Source organism: Roseomonas chloroacetimidivorans (genome assembly GCF_049629625.1).
Taxonomy (GTDB): Bacteria; Pseudomonadota; Alphaproteobacteria; order Acetobacterales; family Acetobacteraceae; genus Roseomonas; species Roseomonas chloroacetimidivorans.
In genome coordinates this window covers 47,815-71,496 of sequence record NZ_JBNBZS010000014.1, presented here as the reverse complement: position 1 = coordinate 71,496, position 23,682 = coordinate 47,815, and the positions used below count along the sequence as shown (strand labels likewise).

General features: G+C 68.9%; 21 protein-coding genes. 11 read left to right on the top strand and 10 right to left on the bottom strand.

The genetic code is table 11. The annotated features are described in order from the left end of the window. Positions 1-10: 10 nt before the first annotated feature. Positions 11-1,159, top strand: a complete 1,149-nt coding sequence (locus ACO1BU_RS12820; protein ID WP_424136342.1) for an HPP family protein — start codon at positions 11-13, stop codon at positions 1,157-1,159. 87 nt (positions 1,160-1,246) lie between these two features. Here ACO1BU_RS12820 and tcuC read toward each other — a convergent pair whose 3' ends face one another. Beyond that, positions 1,247-2,863 carry an MFS transporter gene (gene tcuC, locus ACO1BU_RS12815; RefSeq protein WP_424136341.1) on the bottom strand — a complete coding sequence of 539 codons (1,617 nt, stop codon included), beginning with the start codon at positions 2,861-2,863 and terminating at the stop codon, positions 1,247-1,249. Positions 2,864-2,900: 37 nt separating this feature from the next. Between tcuC and ACO1BU_RS12810 the strand changes: the two genes are divergently transcribed. After that, on the top strand, positions 2,901-3,617 hold the full coding sequence (locus tag ACO1BU_RS12810; RefSeq protein WP_424136340.1) for an isochorismatase family protein: 717 nt from the start codon (positions 2,901-2,903) through the stop codon (positions 3,615-3,617). A gap of 12 nt (positions 3,618-3,629) precedes the next feature. Here the strand turns inward: ACO1BU_RS12810 and ACO1BU_RS12805 are convergent, their stop codons facing one another. After that, entirely contained in the window at positions 3,630-4,073 is a 444-nt protein-coding gene (locus ACO1BU_RS12805; protein ID WP_424136339.1) for a DUF488 domain-containing protein, read from the bottom strand. 132 nt (positions 4,074-4,205) lie between these two features. Between ACO1BU_RS12805 and ACO1BU_RS12800 the strand changes: the two genes are divergently transcribed. Further along, the gene (locus ACO1BU_RS12800; protein ID WP_424136338.1) at positions 4,206-5,429 is read left to right on the top strand and encodes an MFS transporter; all 1,224 of its coding nucleotides are present in this window, start codon (positions 4,206-4,208) and stop codon (positions 5,427-5,429) included. A 71-nt stretch (positions 5,430-5,500) separates the two neighbouring features. Continuing rightward, complete coding sequence (locus ACO1BU_RS12795) at positions 5,501-6,664, top strand: DegT/DnrJ/EryC1/StrS family aminotransferase (RefSeq protein WP_424136337.1); 1,164 nt, start codon at positions 5,501-5,503, stop codon at positions 6,662-6,664. Between the two features lie 193 nt (positions 6,665-6,857). On the opposite strand, the gene ACO1BU_RS12790 is transcribed toward ACO1BU_RS12795, so the two are convergent. From ACO1BU_RS12790 to ACO1BU_RS12780, 3 genes are read right to left on the bottom strand one after another with little or no spacing between them, the layout of a single operon-like run. Continuing rightward, entirely contained in the window at positions 6,858-8,198 is a 1,341-nt protein-coding gene (locus tag ACO1BU_RS12790) for a serine/threonine-protein kinase (RefSeq protein WP_424136336.1), read from the bottom strand. A gap of 7 nt (positions 8,199-8,205) precedes the next feature. Continuing rightward, positions 8,206-9,081, bottom strand: a complete 876-nt coding sequence (locus ACO1BU_RS12785) for a Tll0287-like domain-containing protein (RefSeq protein WP_424136335.1) — start codon at positions 9,079-9,081, stop codon at positions 8,206-8,208. Positions 9,082-9,129: 48 nt separating this feature from the next. Continuing rightward, positions 9,130-10,209, bottom strand: a complete 1,080-nt coding sequence (locus tag ACO1BU_RS12780; protein WP_424136334.1) for a peptidoglycan-binding protein — start codon at positions 10,207-10,209, stop codon at positions 9,130-9,132. Positions 10,210-10,333: 124 nt separating this feature from the next. Between ACO1BU_RS12780 and phnC the strand changes: the two genes are divergently transcribed. The 6 genes from phnC to ACO1BU_RS12750 all read left to right on the top strand — a co-directional run bounded on the left by phnC (position 10,334) and on the right by ACO1BU_RS12750 (position 16,400). Next, complete coding sequence (gene phnC, locus ACO1BU_RS12775; protein ID WP_424136333.1) at positions 10,334-11,143, top strand: phosphonate ABC transporter ATP-binding protein; 810 nt, start codon at positions 10,334-10,336, stop codon at positions 11,141-11,143. An 11-nt stretch (positions 11,144-11,154) separates the two neighbouring features. Then, the gene (gene phnD, locus ACO1BU_RS12770) at positions 11,155-12,141 is read left to right on the top strand and encodes a phosphate/phosphite/phosphonate ABC transporter substrate-binding protein (RefSeq protein WP_424136332.1); all 987 of its coding nucleotides are present in this window, start codon (positions 11,155-11,157) and stop codon (positions 12,139-12,141) included. 75 nt (positions 12,142-12,216) lie between these two features. Next, positions 12,217-13,179, top strand: coding sequence for a phosphate/phosphite/phosphonate ABC transporter substrate-binding protein (gene phnD, locus ACO1BU_RS12765; protein WP_424136331.1), 963 nt, complete (start codon positions 12,217-12,219; stop codon positions 13,177-13,179). Next, positions 13,176-14,066 carry a phosphonate ABC transporter, permease protein PhnE gene (gene phnE, locus ACO1BU_RS12760; RefSeq protein WP_424136414.1) on the top strand — a complete coding sequence of 297 codons (891 nt, stop codon included), beginning with the start codon at positions 13,176-13,178 and terminating at the stop codon, positions 14,064-14,066. Before phnD (ACO1BU_RS12765) ends, phnE (ACO1BU_RS12760) begins: the two co-directional genes overlap by 4 nt. Further along, positions 14,063-14,908 (top strand): phosphonate ABC transporter, permease protein PhnE, encoded by an 846-nt coding sequence (phnE, locus tag ACO1BU_RS12755; protein WP_424136330.1) that lies wholly within the window; start codon positions 14,063-14,065, stop codon positions 14,906-14,908. The genes phnE (ACO1BU_RS12760) and phnE (ACO1BU_RS12755) overlap by 4 nt, the downstream gene beginning before the upstream one ends. Before the next feature lie 256 nt (positions 14,909-15,164). After that, positions 15,165-16,400, top strand: coding sequence for a TCR/Tet family MFS transporter (locus ACO1BU_RS12750; protein ID WP_424136329.1), 1,236 nt, complete (start codon positions 15,165-15,167; stop codon positions 16,398-16,400). A 59-nt stretch (positions 16,401-16,459) separates the two neighbouring features. On the opposite strand, the gene ACO1BU_RS12745 is transcribed toward ACO1BU_RS12750, so the two are convergent. The 4 genes from ACO1BU_RS12745 to ACO1BU_RS12730 form a co-directional block, all read right to left on the bottom strand. Beyond that, positions 16,460-16,948, bottom strand: a complete 489-nt coding sequence (locus ACO1BU_RS12745) for a GcrA family cell cycle regulator (protein ID WP_424136328.1) — start codon at positions 16,946-16,948, stop codon at positions 16,460-16,462. A 166-nt stretch (positions 16,949-17,114) separates the two neighbouring features. Then, positions 17,115-18,080: an acetamidase/formamidase family protein gene (locus tag ACO1BU_RS12740; protein ID WP_424136327.1), complete on the bottom strand. Its 966-nt coding sequence runs from the start codon at positions 18,078-18,080 to the stop codon at positions 17,115-17,117. A gap of 87 nt (positions 18,081-18,167) precedes the next feature. After that, a complete protein-coding gene (locus tag ACO1BU_RS12735; protein WP_424136326.1) occupies positions 18,168-19,460 on the bottom strand; it encodes an MFS transporter in 1,293 nt (430 codons plus the stop codon). A gap of 210 nt (positions 19,461-19,670) precedes the next feature. Beyond that, positions 19,671-20,171, bottom strand: a complete 501-nt coding sequence (locus tag ACO1BU_RS12730) for a YbaK/EbsC family protein (protein ID WP_424136325.1) — start codon at positions 20,169-20,171, stop codon at positions 19,671-19,673. A gap of 15 nt (positions 20,172-20,186) precedes the next feature. On the opposite strand from ACO1BU_RS12730, the gene hemW reads away from it, so the two are divergent. Further along, on the top strand, positions 20,187-21,380 hold the full coding sequence (gene hemW, locus ACO1BU_RS12725; RefSeq protein WP_424136324.1) for a radical SAM family heme chaperone HemW: 1,194 nt from the start codon (positions 20,187-20,189) through the stop codon (positions 21,378-21,380). Positions 21,381-21,599: 219 nt separating this feature from the next. Here hemW and ACO1BU_RS12720 read toward each other — a convergent pair whose 3' ends face one another. Next, complete coding sequence (locus tag ACO1BU_RS12720; protein ID WP_424136323.1) at positions 21,600-23,681, bottom strand: hypothetical protein; 2,082 nt, start codon at positions 23,679-23,681, stop codon at positions 21,600-21,602. Between the last annotated feature and the right edge of the window lies 1 nt (position 23,682).

Genomic DNA, 23,682 nt, shown 5'->3' with positions numbered 1-23,682 from the left:
GCCGGCCCCGATGAGCGCCAGCATGGCGGAGCGGCTGCGCGGCTGCTGTGGCGCCCTGGCCGGGCTCCTGGTCACCGGGCTGATAGGCGCCCAGCTGGCAGGCCAGGGGGCGACCTCCCCGATGCTGATCGCGCCGCTGGGCGCCTCCGCGGTCCTGCTTTTCGCGGTGCCGGCCAGCCCCCTCGCGCAGCCCTGGTCGATTATCGGTGGCAACACCGTCTCCGCCCTGATCGGCGTGACCTGCGCGCAGTGGATCGCGGACCCGCTGCTGGCCGCCCCGCTGGCCGCGGCTCTCGCGATCGGCGTGATGTTCGCCCTGCGCTGCCTTCACCCACCCGGCGGGGCGATCGCGCTGACCACGGTGCTTGGCGGGCCGGCGGTGACCGCGGCCGGGTATCAGTTCGCCCTCTCGCCGGTGCTGCTGGACTCGGTGGTGCTCATGCTGGCGGCGATCGTCTTCAACAACGCCACCCGCCGTCCCTATCCGCATCGCCAGCGGGCAGCCCATAGCAATCCGCATCAGACCGCCGACCTCACTCCGACACGTCGCCTTGGTGTGCAGGCGGAGGATCTCGATGCCGTGCTACGGCAATATAACGAGGTTCTCGATGTCAGCCGAGACGACCTGGAGAACCTGATGCAGCAGGCGGAGATGCATGCCTACCGGCGCCGCTTCGGGGAGATCACCTGTGCGGAGATCATGTCGCGGGACGTAATCTCCGTGCAGCACGACACGCCGCTCGCGAAGGCCTGGCAGTTCCTGCGCCGGCACGACATCCGGGCTTTGCCCGTGGTCGATCCGGCAGGACGCGTGATCGGCATGGTGTCGGACGTGGATTTCATGAAGAGCCGGGAACTCGACCCTCATGACGGGCTCGGGGTGCGGTTCCGGTCCCTCGCTCGCCGGCTGACCACGGTGCGTGCCGACCGGCCCGAGGTCGTCGGGCAGATCATGCCCCGCGCGATCCGCACGGTGGCTGAGAATACGCATGTCGCGGAACTGGTGCCGCTGATGGCCGATGCGGGCCTGCGGCACGTTCCGGTCGTCGACAGCAACCGGCGGCTCTCCGGCATCATCTCCCAGTCCGACCTGATCGCCGCTCTCTACCGCGGCAGTCTCATCTCCGACGACGCGAAGAACCGCAGCCGGGCTGCCTGATATCGGCGCGGCGCCTTTCTCTGGCGCCGGGGCCGGGCAGGCTTGCCGGAGGCAGTGCCCTCCCGCAAGTCATGCCCGGAGTTGAACCTACGCGAAGCGCACGCCGTCGGCCCGCTCTGCCCTGATGGCGCGGCGCCGCACGGCAAGGGTCGAGACAAGGCCGAGCAGGGCGGCAAAGGACAGCCACAGACCGGGAACGGCGCGGTTATCCGTCACATGGATCAGCCAGGTGCAGATCAGCGGGGTGAAGCCGCCGAACAGCGCGGTGGCCAGGCTATAGGCCAGGGAAAAGCCGGCGGTGCGAACTTCCACGGGCATGATCTCCGTCAGATAGACGACCATGGCGCCGTTATAGATGCCGTAGATGAAGGACAACCACAGCAGCGCAAGCAGCAGCCGCGTGAAGGACGGCGCACTCACCAGCCAGGAGATAACGGGATAGGCGGTGAGCAGGGCGAGTACGCAGCAGCCCACCAGCACGGGGAAGCGCCCGATACGATCCGAAATCACGCCGCCAATCGGCAGCCAGATCAGGTTGGAAATCCCCACGCAGAGCGTCACGATCAGCGCATCATTGCCTGCCAGATGCAGCACCTGCTTGCCATAGGTCGGGGTATAGGCGGTGATGAGGTAGAAGGAGACGGTGGTCATCGTCACCAGCATCATCCCCAGGATCACCAATCCCCAGTTCTGTGCCAGGGAACGGAAGATCATGCCCACCGATGGGCGCTGATGTTGCTCGGTGCGCCGTTTGAAGTCCTCGGTCTCACTGAGCGAGCGGCGGATCCAGAAGAGCAGGGGCACGATGAAACTGCCGATGAGCAGCGGGAGGCGCCAGCCCCAATCCGCCATCTGCTCCGGTGTGAAGCGTGACGCGAGCGCGACGCCAAGCAGCGCGGTGAAGATCACGGCAACCTGCTGGCTGCCCGACTGCCAGGAAACGTAGAAGCCCTTGTTCCCCGGCGTCGCGATCTCCGCGAGGTACACGGAGACTCCGCCCAGTTCGGCACCGGCGGAGAAGCCCTGCAGCAGCCGTCCGAGCAGCACGACGACCGGCGCCAGCACCCCGATCGTCGCGTAGCCCGGCGTGACAGCGAGCGTTAGCGTGCCGAGGCCCATCAGCGCCAATGTCAGCATCAGCCCGGCACGGCGGCCATGGCGGTCGATATAGGCGCCAAGGATGAGGCCGCCGAGAGGACGCATCAGGAAGCCCACGCCGAAAGTGGCGAAGGAAGCCATCAGGGAGGCGAACTCGTTGTGGCTCGGGAAGAAATTCTGGCCGATGGCCGCAGCGTAATAACCGTAGACGATGAAATCATACATCTCGAGGAAGTTCCCCGAGGCAACGCGGAAGATGGCTTTCACCTTCTCGCCGCGCGACATGTCGCTGGTTTCCAATTTTTCATGATTCCTGCGATGGGGGCGATAAGCATTCAGCCGATCCGCGCCCGTCTTTGACATGGCTCGGGCTATAGACCCGGGCCGCGGCACTTCACAGGTGAGCGCGAGCGCCATGGACGGCGAAAGCGCGGTGCAGGCATTCACGGTATGCGGCGTGCGACACGTTCTCGCGCTATCGCGATGGAATGCGACCCTGCACGGATAGGTTTTGGCGGGCGGACGTGTCGTTCGGCTTTCTCGGAACACAACGCATCGCGCGTGAGGTCGCCCCGACTGGACGCCGCCCATCCCGCGGCGCAGCATGACGCCGTTTTCCTCCTGAAGGTCCTGCTTCCGCCCGATGACCGATCGCACCCCCCAGGAACTTCCCCGTGTCGCGGGTGACCGCCTCCTTCCCGCGGAGCCCGAGGCCTTTCCGCTCCTGCCGTCCCGCACCGCCCTGATCGTGGTGGACATGCAGAACGCCTATGCCTCGGAGGAAGGCTATCTCGACAAGGCCGGCTTCGACCTTTCCGGCGCGCAATCCGTCATCGGCAAGGTCACGCAGGTCGTCGCGGCCGCCCGGATGCTCGGCATCCCCGTCGTCTGGTTCCAGAACGGCTGGGATCCCGAGGGCATCGAGGCCGGCGGCCCCGGCTCCCCCAATTACTGGAAATCCAACGCCCTCCGCCTGATGCGGGAACAGCCGGAACTCGCCGGCACCATGCTGGCGAAAGGGACCTGGGACTACGCCCTGGTTCCCCAGATGCAGCGCGCCCCTGGCGACATCCTCATCCAGAAGCCGCGCTATGGCGGCTTCAACGGCACGCAGCTCGAAATGATGCTGCGCGCCCGCGGCATCCGCGACATCCTTTTCTGCGGCGTCGCCACCAATGTCTGCGTCGAAAGCACGGTGCGCGAGGCCTTCCACCGGGAGTTCTGGCCCGTCCTGGTCGAGGATGCCTGCTGGCAGGCCGGCCCCCGCTATGCCCATGATGCGGCCGTGTTCAACACCCGCACCTTCTTCGGCTGGGTGACGACCACCGCCGCGCTGATGGAACTGGCCCAAGCCGGCTGAGCCACGCCGCCTTCAGAGGTGGACCACCGCCTGACCGGTCCGCTCGCAGATCATCTCCGCCAGGATGCGCCGGTGGCAGAAGCGGTGATCCGCCTCGAAGCACAGCAGGCAGGCCCGCTGGCGCCCGGCGCGCTCCATCGCCTCGGTCAGCGCCGCCTGGGCCGGGGCTGTTTCCATATGCGCCCGGAAGATGCGGTCCAGTCCCGCCGCATCCCCCGCCCGCGCCGCTTCCCGCCCCGGCTTCGGTGTCCCGAGATCCCGCAAATGGAGGTAACCGATTCCCGCCGCCTCCAATGAGGCGCCCAGCAGCCGCTTGGAAAAACCGGGCTTGCGGGACTGCGGGATCGCCCGCACATCGATCAGCAGCTGAACGCCCGCGCCCTGAAGCCGCGCGAGCACCGCATCCTGCGTCGCGCCCTCATAGCCGGTGGTCAGCAACTCGCCGATTCCGCTCATCCATGCCCCGTCCATAGGTCCGGTCCAGGGGGGCCAGGCCCGTCACCGCGATCCGCCCGGTGTTGAGCCGCATCCCAGCTCCGCGCGGCCAGGACTGGCGTCCATTCGGCCTGCACTCCACCATGGCGCCGCATGTCCGAAACGCCAAATGAACAGGCCGCCCGAACCCGTCGGCTGATCCTCCTCTATGGCCTGACAGCCCTCACCACCAATCTGGCCGCCCGCAGCCTGGACCCGATCCTGCCGGAAATCGCCCGCGACTTCGCGGTTTCGGTGGACCGGATCGCCCTCCTCGCCTCGGCCTTTGCGCTGCCCTACGCACTGATCCAGCCCGTCCTCGGGCCAGTGGGCGATGCCCTGGGCAAGCGGCGGGTCATCGCCGTAGCCACCGCGATCACCGGCCTGGCCCTGGTGGCCTGCGCCCTGGCCTCCAACCTCGGCCTGCTCTTCATCTTTCGCGCCGTCGCGGGGGCTGCGGCCGGCGGCATCTACCCCCTGGTCATCGCCACCTTCGGGGACCGCGTTCCGGCGGCCCAGCGCCAAGTGGCCCTGAGCCGATTGCTGGCCCTGAGCATCACCGGCCAGATCGGCGGCGGCCTCTACTCCGGACTGGTCCACGGAATTCTGGACTGGCGTGGCATCATCGGCACCGGGGCGCTCGCCGTCTTCGCCATGGCCCTGGTCCTGTGGTGGGATCTCCGGCGCGAGCCCGAACCGCCCACCGGCCGTCTGGACATCGCCACGGCTGCGCGCCGCTACGGCGAGATCCTGCGTATTCCCATGGCCCGCTATCTCTTCGGTGCGGTCGCGGTGGAAGGCCTGTTCGTCTTTGGTTTCCTGCCCTTCCTCGCCGCCACTATTGAGCAATGGCGTCTGGGCGGGCCGGTGCAGGCCGGGCTGGCGATCGGCGCCTTCGGCGCGGCGGGGGTGGCCTATGCGACGATCTCCGCCTTCCTGCTGTCGCGCCTTGGTCTGCCCGCCATGCAGCGCCTGGCGGGGGGGCTGGCGGCGCTGGGCTTCCTCCTTATCGCCTGGACGGGCTGGCAGGCCGGGAAAGGCGATGTGGCGCTGGGCGTCGCGCCCGTCGTCGCGGGCATGTTCATCATCGGCCTCGGCTACTTCACCACGCACAACTCGCTGCAGAACCGGGTGACCGAGGTCTATCCCAAGGCCCGTGGCTCCGCCGTGTCACTGCACGCATTCTCCTTTTTCATCGGGCAATCGCTGGGGCCCGCCCTGTTCGGGGTGCTCTTCACCCTGCTCGGGCCGGGCATTGCCCTGGTGGTTTGCGCGGCGGTCATGCTGGCGCTGGGCCTGGCGCTGTCCTGGGTGATGCGGCGGCCTGCCAGGAGTTAAGCCGAGCCGCGTTACCAGCCGATACCATCCTTGATTTCGGTGCCCAGCCGCTTTGGGCTAAGGGGCGCCCCATGCCGCAAGATGCTTCCACGCTCCCCCCCATCGGCCTGTTCGATGTCCGCGCCCAGCAGGCGCTGATCCGGCCCGAGATCGACCGACGTATCGCCGCCGTGCTCGATTCCGGCCGGTTCGTGCAGGGCCCGGAGGTGGAGGAGCTGGAAGAGGCCCTGGCTGCCTTCGCCGGGGTCGGCCAATGCGTCAGCGTCTCCTCCGGCACCGACGCCCTCCAGATCGCCATGATGGCCGAGGGCATCGGCCGTGGTGACGCCGTCTTCCTCCCCGCCTTCACCTACACCGCCACTGCCGAGGTTCCCCTGGTCCTTGGCGCCACCCCCGTCTTCGTGGATGTCGATCCGAAGACCTTCAATCTGGATGTGGAGGACCTGCGCCGCCGCCTCGCCCTGGTGAAGGCCGAGGGCAAGCTGCGTCCCCGCGCCGTGGTCGGCGTGGACCTGTTCGGCCTGCCCGCCGATTGGCCAGCCATCGAGGCCATCTGCGCGGAAGAGGGCATGTTCGCTCTGGACGACGCCGCCCAGGCCTTCGGCGGCGCGTTGAACGGCAAGCGCCTCGGCAACTGGGCCGGTGCCGCCGCCCTGTCCTTCTACCCCACCAAGACCCTCGGCTGTTACGGCGATGGCGGCGCGCTGCTGACCAACGATGCCGAGAAGGCTGATCTCTACCGCTCCCTCCGCACCCATGGCGAAGGCAAGACCCGCTATGAGGTCATGCGCACCGGCATGAACGGCCGCCTGGACACGATCCAGGCCGCCATCCTCCTCTGCAAGCTTCCCCTGATGGAGCAGGAACTGGCCGCCCGCGCCCGCATCGCCGCCCAGTACGACGCTGCCCTCGCCGGCAAGGTCCAGATTCCAGCCAGGCCCGAGGGCGCCGAGAGCGCCTATGGCCTCTACTCCATCCTGCTGGAGGACGAGGCCCAGCGGAGCCGCGTGCAGGATGCCTGCAAGGCGCGCGGCGTCCCCACCGCCGTCTATTACCCGCTTCCCCTCCACCACCAGCCGGCCTATCGCGCCGCCCATGCCGCCGCCATCGGCCAGGCCCCACCGCTGCCGGTCAGCGAAAGCCTCTGCAAGCGCATCCTGGCCCTGCCCATGCACCCCTATCTGGACGAGACCCAGGCAGCCCGGGTGACAGAGGCGGTGATCGCGGGGCTGTAGCAGCCGCTGAACTGTTCAGGTGGTTGCCCCAGGAAGGCGCGGCCTCCCTGGACCCTTCGCCGGGGAGCATGATGCTCCCCGAACCCCATCATCTGTTCGCGGTTGAGATGGATTCCGCCGAAGGTCTTGGACCTCGGCGACGGCCAGCGCCCCTCGCGGCCTGCGTTAAGCCCGCGGCGCCTCCCGGGGCCGCTCACCCCCGCTTCCGCAGGAAAACCGCCCGCTCCGCCGGATCCGCGATCCGCTCCGCCAGCCGGTTCCACAACTCCTCCACGCTCGGCGCCGAGGCCGCCTCCCGCTGCACCATCACGCGGCTGATCGGCCCCAGATGCGGCAGCAGCGCGGCTGTCGCCGTGGCCAGGGCTTCGGGTGGCAGACTCGCGGGCGGCGGCGCGGCGCCGCTGGCCGATCCCGCCGCCATGGAGCCCGCCGTGGACCCGGCCCCCGTCTCGCGCAGCGCCTCCTGCCGGAAGCGCTGCCGCTCCGTCTCCTCGCCGATATTGCGCGCCAGGCTGTCGCAGAGCGCCTCAAGATTGCCGGCCCCCCGCGCCGCGCTCGCCACCAGCCGTGGCGCGATCGGCCCGACATAGGGGGTAAGCCGGCGGGCAAGCCGGTTCAGTATCGCCTCGTCGAAAACTGGCGCGAAGCTGGCCGGCGCGACCACCGCGCGTGGCGCCAGCACGGTCCCGTCCTCCTGCGCCGCCTGCAGTGCATCACGCAGCGCCTCGGCCATCGCTTCGGCGCTCGGGAAGCGGTCCTCCCGGTCCCGTGCCAGGCTGCGCGCGATCACGGCAGCCAGCCCCGGCACCTCGGCCAGCACGGCATCGGGCAGGGTAGGGCGTGGCGCGTCCAGGATCTTGCGCGTCACCTCGATCTGGCTGCGCCCCTCGAAGGCGCGACGCCCCGCCAGCAGCTCAAACAGCAGCGCACCCGTGGAGAACAGGTCCGCGCGCGCATCCACCTGCTCGCCCAGGCACTGCTCGGGAGACATGTAGTTCGGCGTTCCCACGACTTCGCCGACCTGCGTGACATCCGAGCCCTCGATCCGCGAGATGCCGAAATCCGCTACCTTGGTCGCCCCTGTGCGGGCCAGCAGGATGTTGGCCGGCTTGATATCCCGGTGCACCACGCCATTCGCATGGGCGCAGGCCAGCGCGGCCAGAACGGTCTGCACAAGCACCACCGCTTCCGGGATGCTCGGCCGCAGCCCACCCCGCAGCGCCTCCTTCAGGCTCGTCCCCTCCACGAACTCCATCACAAGGAAGGGGTGGCCTTCGTGCAGCGCATAGTCATGCACGGCGACGATGTTCGGATGGCTGCACCGCCCCGCCGCCTGCACCTCATGCTCGAAGCGCCGCAGGAAATCCGCGCGCTCCGCCGAATCCAGCAGCTCGGTCGAGACAAGCTTGATCGCGACCACCCGGCCGATGACGGGGTCGCGCGCCTTGAAGATCAGCCCCATCGCGCCACGCCCCACCTCGCCCTCGACGAGGTAGCGGCCGATCTGGCGCGGCGGGGTTCCGGACTCGCTCAAGACGGCGTCACGGCGTTCCGAGCATCCGCATGGCGTTGTCCAGGCTGCGGCGCATCAGGTTGAAGGATCGCGCCAGGGAGGAGATCTCGTCATTCCCCGGCGGCTGGTATTCCGGCACGTTCTCCTCACCCTCCGAAACCGCCTTCGCCAGCATCGCGATGCGCCGGACCGGCCGCACGATCATCATGTGCAGCATGATGTTGAGCGCGACCAGCATAAACAGGAACACGCCGGAAAGGCTGATCAGGAAGGTCCTCAGCGAGGCATTCGCCCGGTCCAGCGCGACCTTCAGCGGCACCGAGACGATCTGCGCCCCGATCACGTCATTCATCTGCCAGCCGAAGCCGTTGGACGGCCCGTACAGGTCCACCATCGTGCGCGGCGCATTGGCCGGGGTGGAATGGCAGGTCAGGCAGGCCTGGTCGGTGATCCGGAACGGCTTGGCAAAGGTCAGCACCGGGCCGGAAACGGTGTCGCGCTGTCCCACCAGCTCCGTCAGCTTCTCATCCCGCTTGAAGGCGTTGATGATGTCGGTTTCCCAGTCGGTCGCGCGGTCCGCGGGGTTGGTCGGGTTCAGCGCGGCTTCCTTATAGGCATAATCCGGATAGTCGCCGCGCAGGCCCCGGAATACCGTCTGCGCCGCGAAGGACGGCACGGTATGCGGCATGAAGCGCACCGCCATCTGGTCCGCCAGCAGCGGGCTCAGCTCCGTGGAGGTATAGCCGCGCACCGCGCTGGCATTGCGCATGATCATCAGCGCCTCGTTGAAGGTGCCGCGCCGCGCCTCCTCCACCGCAATCTGGTGGAAGACCACCGAGGCGATGCCAAGACCGGCGGCGAAGGTGCCGATCATGACGAGGTTGAACTTGGTGCGCAGCTTCACCGGAGCCTCCCTTTCCCTACCCCGCCGGGGCAGGTCTTCTGCTTTGGGCTAGCGCGCATGGCCGAGCAGCGCGGCGATCTCGGAAGGTGTCAGGCGGCCGCTGACATCGGCGCCCGTCGAAGCCTGGTAGCGCCGGATGGCTGCCCGGGTCTCCGGCCCGAACTGCCCGTCCACACGCCCGTTGTAATGACCGAGCACCCCGAGGCTGGCCTGGATTCGCCGGCGCTGCACCTCAATCAGTCCTGCTTCCTCAAGGGCCGGCGAGGATGGCGCAGGGGGCGCGGCGCCCGATGCAGAGGGCGGCGCAGCAGCGGCAGCGGGCGGGGCAGGGGGCGCGGCCACCACGGGCGGCGGCCCTCCCGCCAGATGCCGTGGCCCGTCCGGCGCCACCACGGCCAGCCGGGCGGATTCCGGCAGCCGGGCGCGCAGCGCGCTGACCAGGGACGCCAGCTCCACCACAGGCCCGGCCAGTTCGGCTCGCAGGGCAGCCGCCATGGGCGTGACCGGCAGGTTGGCGGCCGTGCCGGAAGCGGCAACCAGGGCCGCCCGCGCCGCCGTCGCGCTCTCAGCCGCGGCGGCGAAGCCGGCCGGACTCAGCGCCGGCCCGCCAGGCCGGGCTGTCAGGTCCAGCAGCACCAGGCTGGGCCCGGTCGCACCCCGTGCGGCCGAATCCGCCGCGTTGCGCGCCAGGATACCTTGGGTGAGCGCGTCCGTATCGCGTGCCAGAACGGCTGTGCTGGGCACCAGGAAAGCCCGGTTGTTCCACTCCGTCGCCAGGCCGCAGACATAGACCACGGCCGGTGCCTCGGGCGCCGCGGCCCGGGTACGGCCGAAACCCGCCAGGGTGGCGTCGAACTCGCCCCGTGTCGGGTCCTGGCGTTCCGTCACCTTGAAGCCCAGGCCGCGCAGGGCGCCGGCGACGGCCTCGGCCGCCCCGCGGCAGGCCGGCACCGCAGGCTGGGACGTATAAGTGCTGGTTCCGATCACCAGAGCCAGCCCTTGCGGCGCGCCGGCGGGCTGGCTGCTTGCCGCGATTGGCCCGGCGGCAAGCAGAAGCGCGGCGAGGCCGCATGCGGCGCGCGCCCTGGTCCGGGTACGGGAAAGCGGGTTGGTTTGAAAATCCGGCATGGCGATCGATTCAACTTACGTTGCTTCTCCTCCGCAGGGGAGTCGTGCATCAGTCCCGGCCCCCGGGGATCATGCCGGTGTGGCGTTTGCGCTATGCTGCCCCTTCCACGGCCCGGGATTCCCGATGCTCGAGATCCAGAACCTCACCCGGCGCTTCGGTGCCCGCGCCGCCGTGGATGGCGTCACCCTCTCCATCCCGGCCGGGCAGATGGTGGGGATCATCGGCCGCTCCGGCGCCGGCAAGTCCACCCTGCTGCGGATGATCAACCGTCTGACAGAGCCGAGCTCCGGCCGCATCCTGCATGACGGCACGGATGTCACCGCCCTGCGCGGCAAGGCGCTGCGTGACTGGCGCACGCGCTGCGCCATGATCTTCCAGGGTTTCAACCTCGTGCAGCGGCTGGATGTGCTGACAAATGTCCTGGTCGGCCGCCTGAACCACCGCCCGGGTGTTTTGGGCACCCTCAGCTCCCTCTTCCTCCGCTTCACGCCGGAGGAGCGCGCCATGGCGCTCGACGCGCTGGATCGCTTTGACCTGGCCGAACAGGCCCTGCAGCGCGCCGACACCCTCTCCGGCGGCCAGCAGCAGCGCGTCGCCATTGCCCGCGCCATGCTGCAGGAGCCCCGCCTTCTCCTTGCCGACGAACCCATCGCCTCGCTCGACCCGCGCAACGCCCGCGTGGTCATGGAGGCGCTGCGCGATGTGAACCGGCGCGACGGCCTGACCGTGCTGGTCAACCTGCACCATCTCGATACGGCCCGCCGCTACAGCGACCGCATCATCGCGATGCAGGCCGGCCGGATCGTCTTCGACGGCCCGCCCCAAGCCCTGACGCCGGACGAGGTCCACGCCATCTACGGCGTGCCGGAGGAGGCGCTGGAGGCCGAGACCCCCCATGCAGCCCCAGGCGCCCCCGGCCCTGTTCCCGCCTGAACGGATTTTTCATGCCGACACGCCGTACCCTTCTCCTCGCCGCAGCCTCCGCGCCCCTCGCCACCTCCACCCTGGCCCAGACCACGCCTCGCCGCAGCGTCGACCCCGGCATCGCCTTCCCCACCCCCGGCCGCCGCCCCTGGGCCGACGCCATCCCGGTGCTCCGCATCGGCATCTCCGGTGGAGAGAACGAGACGGACCGCCTGGCCCGCAACGAGCCCTATCGGCAGTTGCTGGAGGACACCTTCAAGCTCCCCGTCCGCCTCTATCCCAGCCCGGACTTCGCCGGCGTCGGCCAGGCCTTTGCCTCCGGCATGATCGAAATGGCGCAGATGGGCGCCGCCAACTACGCCGGCACCTGGATCGACACGAAGGGCGCCATCGAGGCCCTGGTCGCCGCCGAGGGCGATGACGGCTCCCTCGGCTATGTCTCCGTCATGGTGGTGCGCGCCGATTCCGGCATTACCGACCTTGCGGGCATGCGCGGCAAGTCGCTCGCCTGGGCCGACCCCGCCTCCACCTCCGGCTACTTCGCCCCGCGCGCCGCCCTCCGCGCCGCCGGCATCGAACCCGCCACCTATTTCTCCCGCACCGGTTTCGCCGGCGGCCACGAACAGGCCGTCGTCGCCGTCCTGCACCGCCAATACGATGCAGGCTGCACCTGGGCCTCTGGCCAGGGCGACCCCGCCGCCGGCTTCTCCCGCGGGGCCCTGAAGGTGATGGTGGACAAGGGCATGCTCGACATGCGCGAGCTCCGCGTCATCTGGCAGAGCGACCCCATCCCCGCCGGCCCTATCGCCTGCCGCGCGGACCTGCCTGAAGCCTTCAAGGAGGACATGCGCCAATTCTTCCTGGCCATGCCGAAGTTCCACCGTGCCGTCTATGAGGGCATCGAGCGTGGCGGCGGCACCGGCTTCCGCACCGTCACACATGCCGATTACGCCCTGGTGGTGAAGCTGCGCGAGGAAGAGGCGGCTGAACGCCGGCGGCGGCGTTGAGAAAGGGTTGGAAGAGAGAACTCTCCCGGACCCTCTCCTTTTTCCTCACAACGCCGGCCGCTTGAGAGATCTCCGATGAAGCGCCGCACCGCCCTCGCATTGCTGCTTGCCTCCCCGGCCTACGCGCAGCGCCGCAGCACCGATTCCGGCATCGCGTTCCCCGCGCCCGGCCGCCGCGCCTGGGCCGCGCAGGTCCCGCAGATCCGCATCGGCCTGATCGGCGGCGAGAACGAGGCCGACCGCCTCGGCCGCTACGAGGGCTACCGCAAGCTGCTGGAGGAAACCTTCGCCGTCCCCGTCCGCCTCTTCCCCGCCAGCGACTATGCCGGGGTGGTGCAGGCCTTCGCCGCCGGCCAGCTCGACCTCGCCGCCGTCAGCCCCGCCGTCTATGCCGCCGCCTGGCTGGAGACGAATGGCGGCGTGGAACCGCTTCTGGTGGCGGAACAGGAGGACGGCTCGATCAGCTATGTCGGCGTCATGGTCGCGCGGGCGGATTCCGGCATCACGGACATCCAGGGCATGCGCGGCAAATCCCTCGCCTGGCCAGACCCGAACTCCGCCTCCGGCTATCTCATTCCCCGCTTCGCGCTGCGCCGCGCAGGCATCGACCCCAACACCTATTTCTCCCGCACCGGCTTCGCCGGCGGCCACGAGCAGGCCGTGATCGCCGTCCTGCAGAAGCAATACGACGCCGCCTTCACCTGGGCCTCCGGACAGGGCGACCGTGACGCCGGCTATTCCCGGGGGAACCTGCACACCATGGTGGAGAAGGGCATGATCACCATGCGCGACCTCCGCATCATCTGGCAGACCGAGCCGGTGATCTACGGCCCGCTCATGGCCCGCAAGGCGCTCCCGGACTCCTTTAAGGAGGACATCCGCCTTTTCCATCTCGCCTTGCCCAAGGCCCATCCCGACATCTACCGCGCCATCGAGCGCGGCGGCGGCACCGGCTATCGCGAGGTGTCCCACGACGCCTTCCAGCTCCTGATCGACATGCGGCGCGAGGAGGCGGCGGAACGCCGCAAACGCAACTGAGCGCCACCACCATCTCCCCCGCCGTCACCCGTGGCGAGGCCGCCTTCCAGGCCGCCCGCCGCGCCAAGCGCGCGCGCGCTCTGCTGGGCCTCGCCTTCTTCCTCGCCGCGCTCCTCGCCAGCGCCTGGATGAGCGAGTTCCACCCCGCCGCCCTCGCCGCCGGCCTGCCACGCGCGGGCGACTATTTCCTGCGTCTCCTTCCCGAACTCCGCTGGGCCACGCTCTTCGGCGGGTGGGAGACGGAAGGCAGCCTCGCCTTCTGGTTCTACCGCCTCGACAAATGGGCGCTGCTGCTGCTGGAAACCGCCAACATGGCCGCGCTCGCCACGTTGGCCGGCGGCCTCCTCGCCCTGCTGCTCTCCTTCCCGGCCGCGCGCAACACCACGCCCAGCACCTGGTCCTACACCCTCGCCCGCCGTGGCCTGGAAGCGCTGCGGACCGTGCCGGAAATCGTCTACGCCCTGATCCTCGTCTGGGCTTTCGGTGTCGGCCCGCTGGCCGGCATCATCGCCATCGCCGCCCACACCACCGGCGCCCTCGGCAAGCTCTTCGCCGAAGCGATCGAGAACGCGGACATGCGCCCCTGGGATGCCGTGCGCGCCGCCGGCGGCACCTGGGCCCAGGCCTGCCGCTTCGCCATGCTGCCGCAGGTCGCGCCCAATATGGTCAGCTATTTGCTGCTGCGCTTCGAGATCAATGTCCGCGGGGCCAGCGTCATTGGCTTCGTCGGCGCCGGTGGCATCGGGCAGGAACTCTACCTCGTCATCTCCCAGAACTACTACGAGGAGATTTCCGCCATCATCGTCCTCATCGTGATCGTGGTCGCGATGATCGACCTGACCTCCGACGCCCTCCGCCGCCGCCTGTCCGGAGATTCCCGGGCATGAGCGAAGCGCGCCCGCATCCTGACGTCGCGCGCTGGAAGGCTGCGCTGCCCGCCGCCTTCGCCCTCTCCCCGCGCCAGCGCGCCTTTCGCATCGCGGGCGGCACGCTGTTCCTGGCCTGGCTGATCTGGGCGCTCTGGCTCTTTGACATCACGCCCGCCCGCCTCTGGAACGGCCTCTCCGGCCTCTTCACCATCATCCGCCTGATGATCCCGCCCTCGCCGGGAGAGCTATGGCAGGACATCGTGAAGGGCATCGCCGAAAGCGTCGCCATGGCCTTCCTCGGCACCACCCTCGCCGCCGTCTGCGCCATCCCGCTCGGCTTCCTCGGCGCCCGCAACATCGTCACCACAACCCTGCTGCGCTTCTCCCTCCGCCGCGTCTTCGACGGCGTGCGCGGCGTGGACCAGCTCATCTGGGCCCTGGCCTTCGTGCGCGCCGTCGGCCTCGGTCCCCTCGCCGGCGTGCTCGCCCTTTTCGTCTCCGATCTCGCCACCCTCTCCAAGCTCTATGCCGAGGCGATCGAGAATGCTGAGGCCCGCCAGGCCGAGGGCGTCACCGCCGCGGGCGGCTCCCGCCTGATGGCCATCCGCTTCGGCATCCTTCCGCAGGTCCTGCCAGTCATGCTCGCCCAGGCCCTCTACTTCTTCGAGAGCAATACCCGCTCCGCCTCCATCCTCGGCGTCGTCGGCGCGGGCGGCATCGGGTTGCAGATCGCCGAGCGCATCAAGGTCCGTCACTGGGACGAGGTGGCCTTCATCATCCTGCTGATGGTCGTCACCGTGGCCATCATCGACTGGATCGGCGGCAAGCTGCGGCGTCGTCTGATCGGCGGGCGGGAATAAGCGGGTCACCATTTTCGCCTGAATTTCCGTCAGGGGAAACGCACCCGCTTCATGACAATTGACTTCCCGCAGACACCCCGCCTATCACGCGCGCCCTGCGCAACACCATTCGTTACGCGAGACGGAGAGATCCATGTCGGAGCCCACGGTCACTCTCTGACCGTCCTGCCCACGGGCGGGGTCGGTCCCAGCACCCGCCACCCGTGAGTCACGCTCCCGCCATCGGGCCGCAATCCCGGCCCAGGATCATTGCCCCATGCCGTTTCTGTCTTCTGCCGGCCGCAGGGCCGCGCTTGTTTTCATCCTCGTCTCCGCCGTCCTTGACATCGTCGCGATGGGAATCGTCATCCCCATCCTGCCGAAGCTCATCGAGGAATTCGCCGGCTCCAATGCCCGCGCGGGCATCATCAACGGCGCCTTCGTCGCGCTCTGGGCGGGAATGCAGTTCCTGGCCTCGCCCGTCATCGGCTCCCTGTCGGATCGATACGGACGCCGCCCCGTGCTGCTGCTTTCCGCCGCCGGCCTCGCGATCGACTATGTGCTGATGGCGCTGGCACCGAACCTGTGGTGGCTCGCGCTCGGGCGCATCCTCGCGGGCATCACCTCGGCCAGCTTCACCACAGTTTATGCCTATATGGCCGACATCACCGCGCCCGAGGAGCGCGCGAAGGCCTATGGCTTGATCGGTGCCGCCTTCTCGGCCGGCTTCGTCGCCGGCCCGCTGCTCGGCGGCGTGCTGGGCGAAATCTCGCCCCGCGCGCCCTTCTGGGCGGCGGGTGTGCTCAGCGCCCTGGCCTTTCTCTATGGCTGGCTCGTGCTGCCGGAATCTCTGCCGCGCGACCGGCGCATGGCCTTCGCCTGGTCGCGCGCCAATCCCTTCGGCGCCTTCCGCCTGCTCGGCCGCGACCGGGAGCTGACGGGACTGGCCGGCGTCACCTTCCTGCTGCACTTCGCCCACCACGTCTTCTCGGCCGTCTGGGTCCTTTATGCCGGCGAGCGCTATGGCTGGTCGCCATGGGCCGTTGGCGTCCTGCTCTCCGCCGTCGGCGCGCTGGACGCAGTGATCCAGGGCCTTGTTGTCGGCCGCGTCACCGCGCGCTTCGGCGATCGGCGCACCATGGTGATCGGGCTGGTGGGTGGCGCGATCGGTATTGGCTGGATGGGCCTCGCGCCCACTGGCTGGCTCTTCGTGCTGGCGATGCTGCCCAATTCGCTCTGGGGTCTCGCCATGCCGACACTGCAGGCGCTCATGACGCGTCGCGTGTCGGAGCGCGAGCAGGGCCAGCTGCAGGGTGCGACGATGAGCGTGTCGAGCATCGCCGGCATCGCCTCGCCGCTCTTCTTCGGCGGAATTTACGCGCTGTCGGTCGGGGAGGATGCCACCATCCCCTTCATCGGCACCGCATTCCTGATCGCGGCTGCGGTGCTCCTGGCGGGCGCCGTGCTCGGCGCTGCGGTGTCGCGCCGGGCGGAAGCGATCCCGCCCGGCTGACACGTCGGCCTACATGCCTCCGCCCGATCGCTCCCCCTGAACGATCGGGCGGAAGCCGATCAGGCCGCGTCTTCGCGCCGATCGCGCGCCTTCACATAGGCGATCGAGGCGTGCTCCAGGCAATACGGCTTACCGCCGAACGCCTCGGAGGTGCAGAAGCGGAACTCCGGCGTGCCCGGCTCCCCGATAGGCCAGCAGCAGCTGCGCGCATTGGTGCGCTGGAAGGGGCGCACCACCGCGGGCGGCGGCGCAGCGCGCATCGCAGGCGCCGGCGCGCGCGGCGCAACCGGCGCTGCGGGGCGCGGTGCGGGCGCACTTACCGGCGCGGCCGCAACAGCAGGGCGCGGCGCGGCGAGAACGCCGGCATCAGCGGCAGCGGCCGCCTGCTCGCGTTGGATCGGGCTTGGGCGCGCCGGCAGATGCAGGCGATGCGCCTTGCCCACCACCGCATTCTTCGAGATTCCCATGCGGCGTCCGATCTCCGCGGTGGAGTGTCCCTCCGCCCAGAGCGCCTTGAGTTGTTCGATCGCTTCCGCTGACCAGTCCATCGCGCCCACCCCCGTCAACGACGATACAAGATACGGTAGGTCACGCGGTTGCTGCCCCACAAGATGCGGCGCACGGATTCTTGTGGACGGAAGTGTGGGCGATTCTGTGGACAGGAATCACAGCGTGAATCGGATCAGCCGCTTCGTCGCTGCACTTCACACGCCGTCAGAAGAGCAAGCCCTTTCTCAACATTCCGTGCACACCTTTCTCGCCGTTCACGGTTTGAGTCACGCGGAAATCCACCGCGAGCGAGCAGAACTGATACGCATCGGCCGTTGATAGGTTGGTACGCGACGCAATAAAGCCGATCATTTCCCGCAGCGCCTGCTTCATCGCCAGGTCCAGATCCTCATTCATCCCCATGGTGATGAAGTGAGTCGGCGTCTCCGCGCGCGGGAAGCGCAGGATCGGGTCACGCGCGCCGCCGCCTTTCTCGACATCCAGGCGGAATGTGCCGGTCAGGCAGGTCTCCAATGCGTTGATACAAACCTCTCCATCGCCCTGCACGCCATGCCCGTCACCCGCGGAGAAGCGCGCACCCGGTACATGCACCGGCAGCCATAGCGTCGTCCCCTCGACCAGTTCCTTGTTATCGAGGTTGCCGCCATGCGCGCGCGGCTCCTTGGTGGAGATGCGCCCCCATTCCTCGGGCGGCGCCACGCCCATCACGCCGAAGAACGGTGCCAGAGGAAGCTTGATCCCGCCGCCCATCGGCAGGGTGCCGATCTTCGCCTTCTGGTCGACGGGAATGTGCAGCATGCGGCGATAGGGGAAGTCCTCGGGCAGTGTTCCCACCAGCGGGCGGAAGCCGCAGAACCCCCAATCCGCGCCCAGCTCGATCTTCTCGATCTCCACCCGCAGCGCATCGCCCGGCTCCGCGCCGCGCACCTCCACCGGTCCGGTGATGATGTGCCCCGAGGCACCTGCCGTGTTCGCCGCCGCAATCGCGCGCAGCGCCTCCGGCACCGTCAGCCCACTCTCCGGCCCCGGCACCGCATCGCCCAGTCCGGAGACGCATTCGAGAGTCACGCGCTCCCCCGCCGCGATGCTCGCGACCGGCGGGAAGGTGGCATCAAAGACGCCGATGCGCGTGGTCTGCGGGCTGGCAGGAACGAAATGCGGATCGGCCATGGGAGACTCCCTTGCTGCGCGCAGTGTTGCCCGGCGCGGCGCTCTTGGCGAGGTGGCGCGCGGCGGGAATGCGCGGCGCGCCGCCGGTCAGCTTTGCACGCGCAGCCGCAGCATGCTCACCACAGCGCCCATCGCTGCCATGCCGCAGCCGATGGTCAATGCCAGCGTGGGTCCGCCCACCGGCATGCCGGGCATCCAGCCCAGCACCAGCCCGACCAGGGCGGCGCCGGTGGTCTGGCCGACCAGCCGTGCCGTGGCCAGCATTCCGCTTGCTCCGCCAGCGCGCTCCCGCGGTGCCGCGCCGACCATGGTGCGGTTGTTGGGCGTCTGGAACAGTCCGAAGCCGGCGCCGCAGAGCACCATGCGCCACGCGATGTCCAGCGCATGCGGAGAGGGCGGCAGTGCGGCCAGCAAGCCGAGCCCCAGGGCCATCACCATCAGCCCCACCCCGCCCAGGAGGCCGGCCGGGATGCGGTCCATCAACCGCCCGGAGAGTGGCGCGCAAACCGCCGTCGCGAGGAACCAGGGCGTCGTCAGCAACCCGGACTCGAAAACGGAGAAGCCGAAGCCGTTCTGCAGCAGGAAGGGCAATGAGGCGAAGGCGAGCGCCTGCGCCATGAAGCTGCAGAGCGAGGTGCCGATCGAGAGCGAGAAAACCGGGATCCGCAGCAGGTCCACCGGCAGCAAGGGCTTCGCCACCCCCACCTGCCGCCGCACCAGCCAGACCCCCGCCAGCAGCCCGCCCGCCACCTGCGGCAGCGCCGACCAGGCTTCCCCACCATGGGCGAGGGCGTCGAGCCCCAAGATCAGCAGCCCGAAGGTGGCGGCGGAGAGGATGGCGCTGAGGACGTCGAAACGCTGCGTGCCGCGTGGGCTCTCGGGCAGGTTCTTCCATCCCAGCGCGAAGGCGAGGATGCCGAACGGCACGTTCACCGCGAAGATCCAGGGCCAGTCCGCCACGCCCAGGATCAGCCCCGCCACCGTCGGCCCCGCCGCCGCGGCGGTGGAAACAACCATCGCGTTGAGGCCAAGCCCCCGCGCCAGCCCGGCGCGCGGCTGAATGAAGCGGATCACGGCGGAGTTCACGCTCATCAGCCCCGCCGCACCGAATCCCTGGATGGCGCGCCCCAGCACCAGCCCATCGAAGGTCGTGGCCATGGCGCAGCCGAGCGAGGCGAGGGTGAAAAGCACGAGCCCGCTGAGATAGACGCGCCGATACCCCAGGATCTCTCCCAGCGCCGCAAGGGGCAGCAGGGAAACGGTGACGGCCAGCTGATAGGCATTGGTGGCCCAGATGGCCGTCGCGGGCGTGGTGTTCAGAGCCCGCGCAATGGTGGGCAGCGCCGCATTGGCGATGGTGCCGTCGATCACCGCCATCATGATGCCGAGCGCGACCGCGACGGTCGCCCAATGGCGACGGGGCAGGGGAAGGCCGTCCGGCGCGGAACCGGCAGGGGGAAGAGGGGAGGGGGAGGCGGACAGGGACGTTACACTCCGGGTGGGCCGTCGGCCGGTTCCTCTTCCTGCGCCGGTTGTGGTGCCTTGGCTACACCGCGGGGCGGGAGGGAGTTATCGCTCTCGCGCATTGCCTCAGGCAGCCGCGACATCGGCCCGTGCGCCGCCGCTGAGCCGCAACAGCGCCTCGGGCGTGGAAGCGAAGACATGGCGCGGGCTGCCCGCTGCGGCCCAGACCGTGTCGTGAGTAAAGAGGGCCTCGTCCACCAGGACCAGGGGTGGGGTCGTGTGACCCAGGGGGGCAACGCCGCCGATGGCGAAGCCGGTGACCTGCCGGACCCAGGCGCCGTCGGCGCGGGAGATGGAGAGGCCGGTTCGGGCACCGACCTTGGCGGGATCGACATTATGGGCGCCGCTGGCGACCACCAGCACGGGACGTTCGGCTCCGTCGGGGGCGGTGCCCTTGAAGATCACGGATTTGGCGATCTGGCCGACGGTGCAGCCCACGGCACGGGCGGCATCGGCGGCGCTGCGCGTGCCTTCCGGGAATTCGCGGATGTCGTCGGGATGGCCGGCGTCGCGCAGCGCCATCCGCACGCGGCCGACGGAGCCGCCTTCCACCTCACCCCCTGGCATGACCATATCCCCCGCGTGACCGATACACCGACCCTGGCCCCGGCCGCCGTGCAGACGGCGGAGCCGCTGGCCCTTTACATCCACTGGCCGTTCTGCGCCGCCAAGTGCCCGTATTGCGATTTCAACTCCCATGTCCGCCCCGGAGTGGACGCGGCCCGCCATGGGCGCGCGCTGCTGGCGGAGCTGGAGCATGAGGCGGCGCGGGCAGGTCGGCGGAGGCTGGCCTCGATCTTCTTCGGCGGGGGCACGCCATCCCTCATGCCGCCGGAGGTGGTGGGGGCGCTGATCGAGCGCGCCGGCGCCCTGTTCGAGGCGGAGCCGGATCTGGAGGTGACGCTGGAGGCCAATCCGACCAGCGTGGAGGCCGGGAAGCTGCGGGCCTTCCGGGAGGCGGGGGTGAACCGGCTTTCGCTGGGCGTGCAGGCGCTGGATGCGGGGTCCCTGGGCTTCCTGGGGCGGAACCATTCTGCGGGGGAGGCGGTGGCGGCGCTGGAGCATGCGCGCGCGACGTTTCCGCGGCTGTCCTTCGACCTGATCTATGCCCGGCCGGGGCAGGGTGAGGCAGCTTGGCGCGAGGAGCTGCGGCGGGCGCTGTCGCTGGCTGCGGATCACCTGTCGCTCTACCAGCTGACTGTTGAGCCGGGGACGCGCTTCGCGACGGAGTATGCGCGCGGAGCGTTCCGGTTGCCGGAGGGGGATGAGGCGGCGGCGCTTTATGCCGCAACGGTGGAGGAGGCAGGGCGGTTCGGGCTGCTGCCCTATGAGGTGAGCAACTATGCCAAGCCGGGTGCGGAGAGCCGGCACAACCTGGCTTACTGGCGGTATGGCGATTACCTCGGCATCGGGGCCGGGGCGCATCAACGGCTGATGGTGGATGGCGAGGTGCTGGCAGCGCGCCGGCACCGGGCGCCGGAAATCTGGCTGGAGCGCGTGGAACGCGACGGGCATGCGCGCGTGGAGGAAGAGGCGCTGACGCCGGTGGAGCGCGGGCGCGAGGCGATGCTGATGGGGCTGCGGCTTGCGGAGGGTGTCGATCCCGCGCGGATCACGGCGCGCAGCGGGCTGGGATTCGACGCGGTTGTGGATCGCGCGATGCTCGATGCGCTGATGGAGGAAGGGTATCTGCGCTGGCTGCCGGATGGGCGGTTGCAGGCGACGATGGAAGGGCGGCTGCGGCTGGATGCGCTGTTGCCGGTGCTCTTGAGATAAATTGGGCCGAGGACCCGGCGCAGGCAGACGCCGTCTGCTCCACCGAATTTCCGCTGCTCCAAATAGGCAGCGCTGCGCGCCGCTTCCTTGATCTCGTGGTCCTCGGCCAGTCCATTGTGCAGGCTGGCTGGGGCAGCCGGTTTCCACGCGTCCTGAAAACTTCGGCTTTGAGAACGCGTCGGAAGGTTGGCCGTGCCATGAAAGCTGTCAGGCGGTGGCTCAGAGAACCTGGATGCTACGCAAAAAGAAGCCCAGCACGCGGTGGTCACCCGACTGGCCTGGATCTGCTGGCGCCGCAGGGGCCTTGATAACAAGCACCACGTCCAGCAACCCGTCCTGCAGATCGTCCGATGTGAAAGGGATTTCGATCGTGCCGTTACCTTGGAGCGGTATCCGCTGCTCCGGCTTCGCGCCAGAGCGAAGAACGGGTTGGACATCTTGGTATGGCGTCCCACGCGCGAAGCCGACGCCCTGAAGGCGGAGCGTACCGTCTTTCATGTCTTCCGGAATCGGGATGAGCATGTGGGCTCGTGCCCCGAGGGTCCAGATGCCTGTGCCTTCGAGAACGGACCACCCTGTGCCCAGAACGTCCCGGACGGCGGGCGTGGAGGCATTGACGGCGATGAGGGTATTCCGTTCGAGTGGGAGCGTTCGCGGAAGCGGCGGGACCCCCTCGAAGGGGCGGCCCGTGGGACTCCAGCGCAGCGATTCGAAATTGAGGCCGCAGGGGGTCAGGTTGTGTCGCGCCGCCTCAGCCATGGCGCGCTCGGGATAAATGCGGCTGCTCGGGTCCGCTAGGTCCCAGCCGGACGGGTTGAAGGTGGAAAAGCCGTTGATGGTAGGCAGGCGCAGGACGCTTGCCGCCATCATCGCATCCACGTTGTGGCTGTAGATCCCAAGCACGTAGTCCCTAACCACGCCCTCTCTCGGGCGAGTGGCGATAAAAACGCGGCAATCAGCGGGGGGCGGAGGAATGGCGGTGAGGCGTGCTTCCTCGGCCCGGCGGTCTGCGCCGCGATAAGCGGGGACGAGTTGCTCGGCCAACAGCAGAGCGCCGAGCAGCGCTGGCAGGATGCGGCCGAGACGCGGGCCAAGGGTGGCGAGCCACCATGTCACGATCAGCATCACCACCGGCGAGACCAGCAGCGACCAGCGGGAGACGACGCGAAACGCACCCATGCCCGGGACCGTCTTCCAGACCTGCAGCCAAGCCCAGTGGCCCCACCAGTTGGTGATGAGCAGCAACAGGCCAAGCACCACGATGCCGAAGGCCGCGATATGCCGCGCCGCGGCCTGGTGGGGGCCGGGACGGAACGCACGCCAGATTGCCGTTGCCGTGCCGAGAAGAGTGGCAATCAGGACCAGCGGGCCATAGCCGTGCGGCCCGTCCGGCGTGGTGGTGGGGCCGGGATTGGTCCAGGCCCATAGCGGGCTGCGGATGCCGGGATCCAGCAGGCCATCGGGCGTCATGGCATAGGCCATGGCGTTGTTGACGTCGTGCAGACCGCCGGCACGAATCTGGGGAATGTAGAGTATCAGGGCCGGCACGAAAGAGACGGCACCCACGAGGGCGATGACCAGGGTGGGCGCAATCCAGCTGTGGCCGGACGGCAGCACGGGCTGCCTCGCCAGGGCGCGGAGGACCAAGTCCAGGAACAAGGCGAGGGCGATGACGGCCAGCATCACGTAGGTAACGTAGAAGGATGTCATCAACAAAAGGCCGGCCAGGATCGCAGCCGGTACACCCGTGGCGAGGGCGCGGCGGGGCTGGCCCGCGCGCAGGGCGGCGCTGGCCTCAAGGGTGAGCAGGCCGCAAATGGTGGCGGGGCCGACGGCGAAGAACTGGGCATGGGCCGTGGCGAGAAGAAGATTTCCGGCGGAGATGGCCAGCAGCGCCGCGAGAAGCGCCGCGGCCACGGGCATGGCGAGGTGCCGGCGCGCGATGAGATAGATGGCGGGCGCGATCATCGCCTTGAGGATGATGCCCGCGATATCGGCGGAGAGAAGTGGGGGCAAGCCGGCGGCGCGCAGGGCGGCATGCAGGATGCCGTGCAGCAGATAGCCATCGTTCATGGCCAGGGTGTTCGGCCAGGGATGGAAGTAGAAGACCTTGTTCCAGGCCTCTGCCGTGCCGGTGAAGAAGGCGTACCAGTGCTCGTGGATGGCGGCGGCGATCAGGCCGTCCAGCCGATCCGAGGTGAAATGGAAGAAGCCGGTTGAGAATTGCGGCCAGAAGGCAATGCCGAGCCCAACCGCCGTCACGAATGTGACGGCGGCGGCCCGCGACACGGCGGGTGGCATG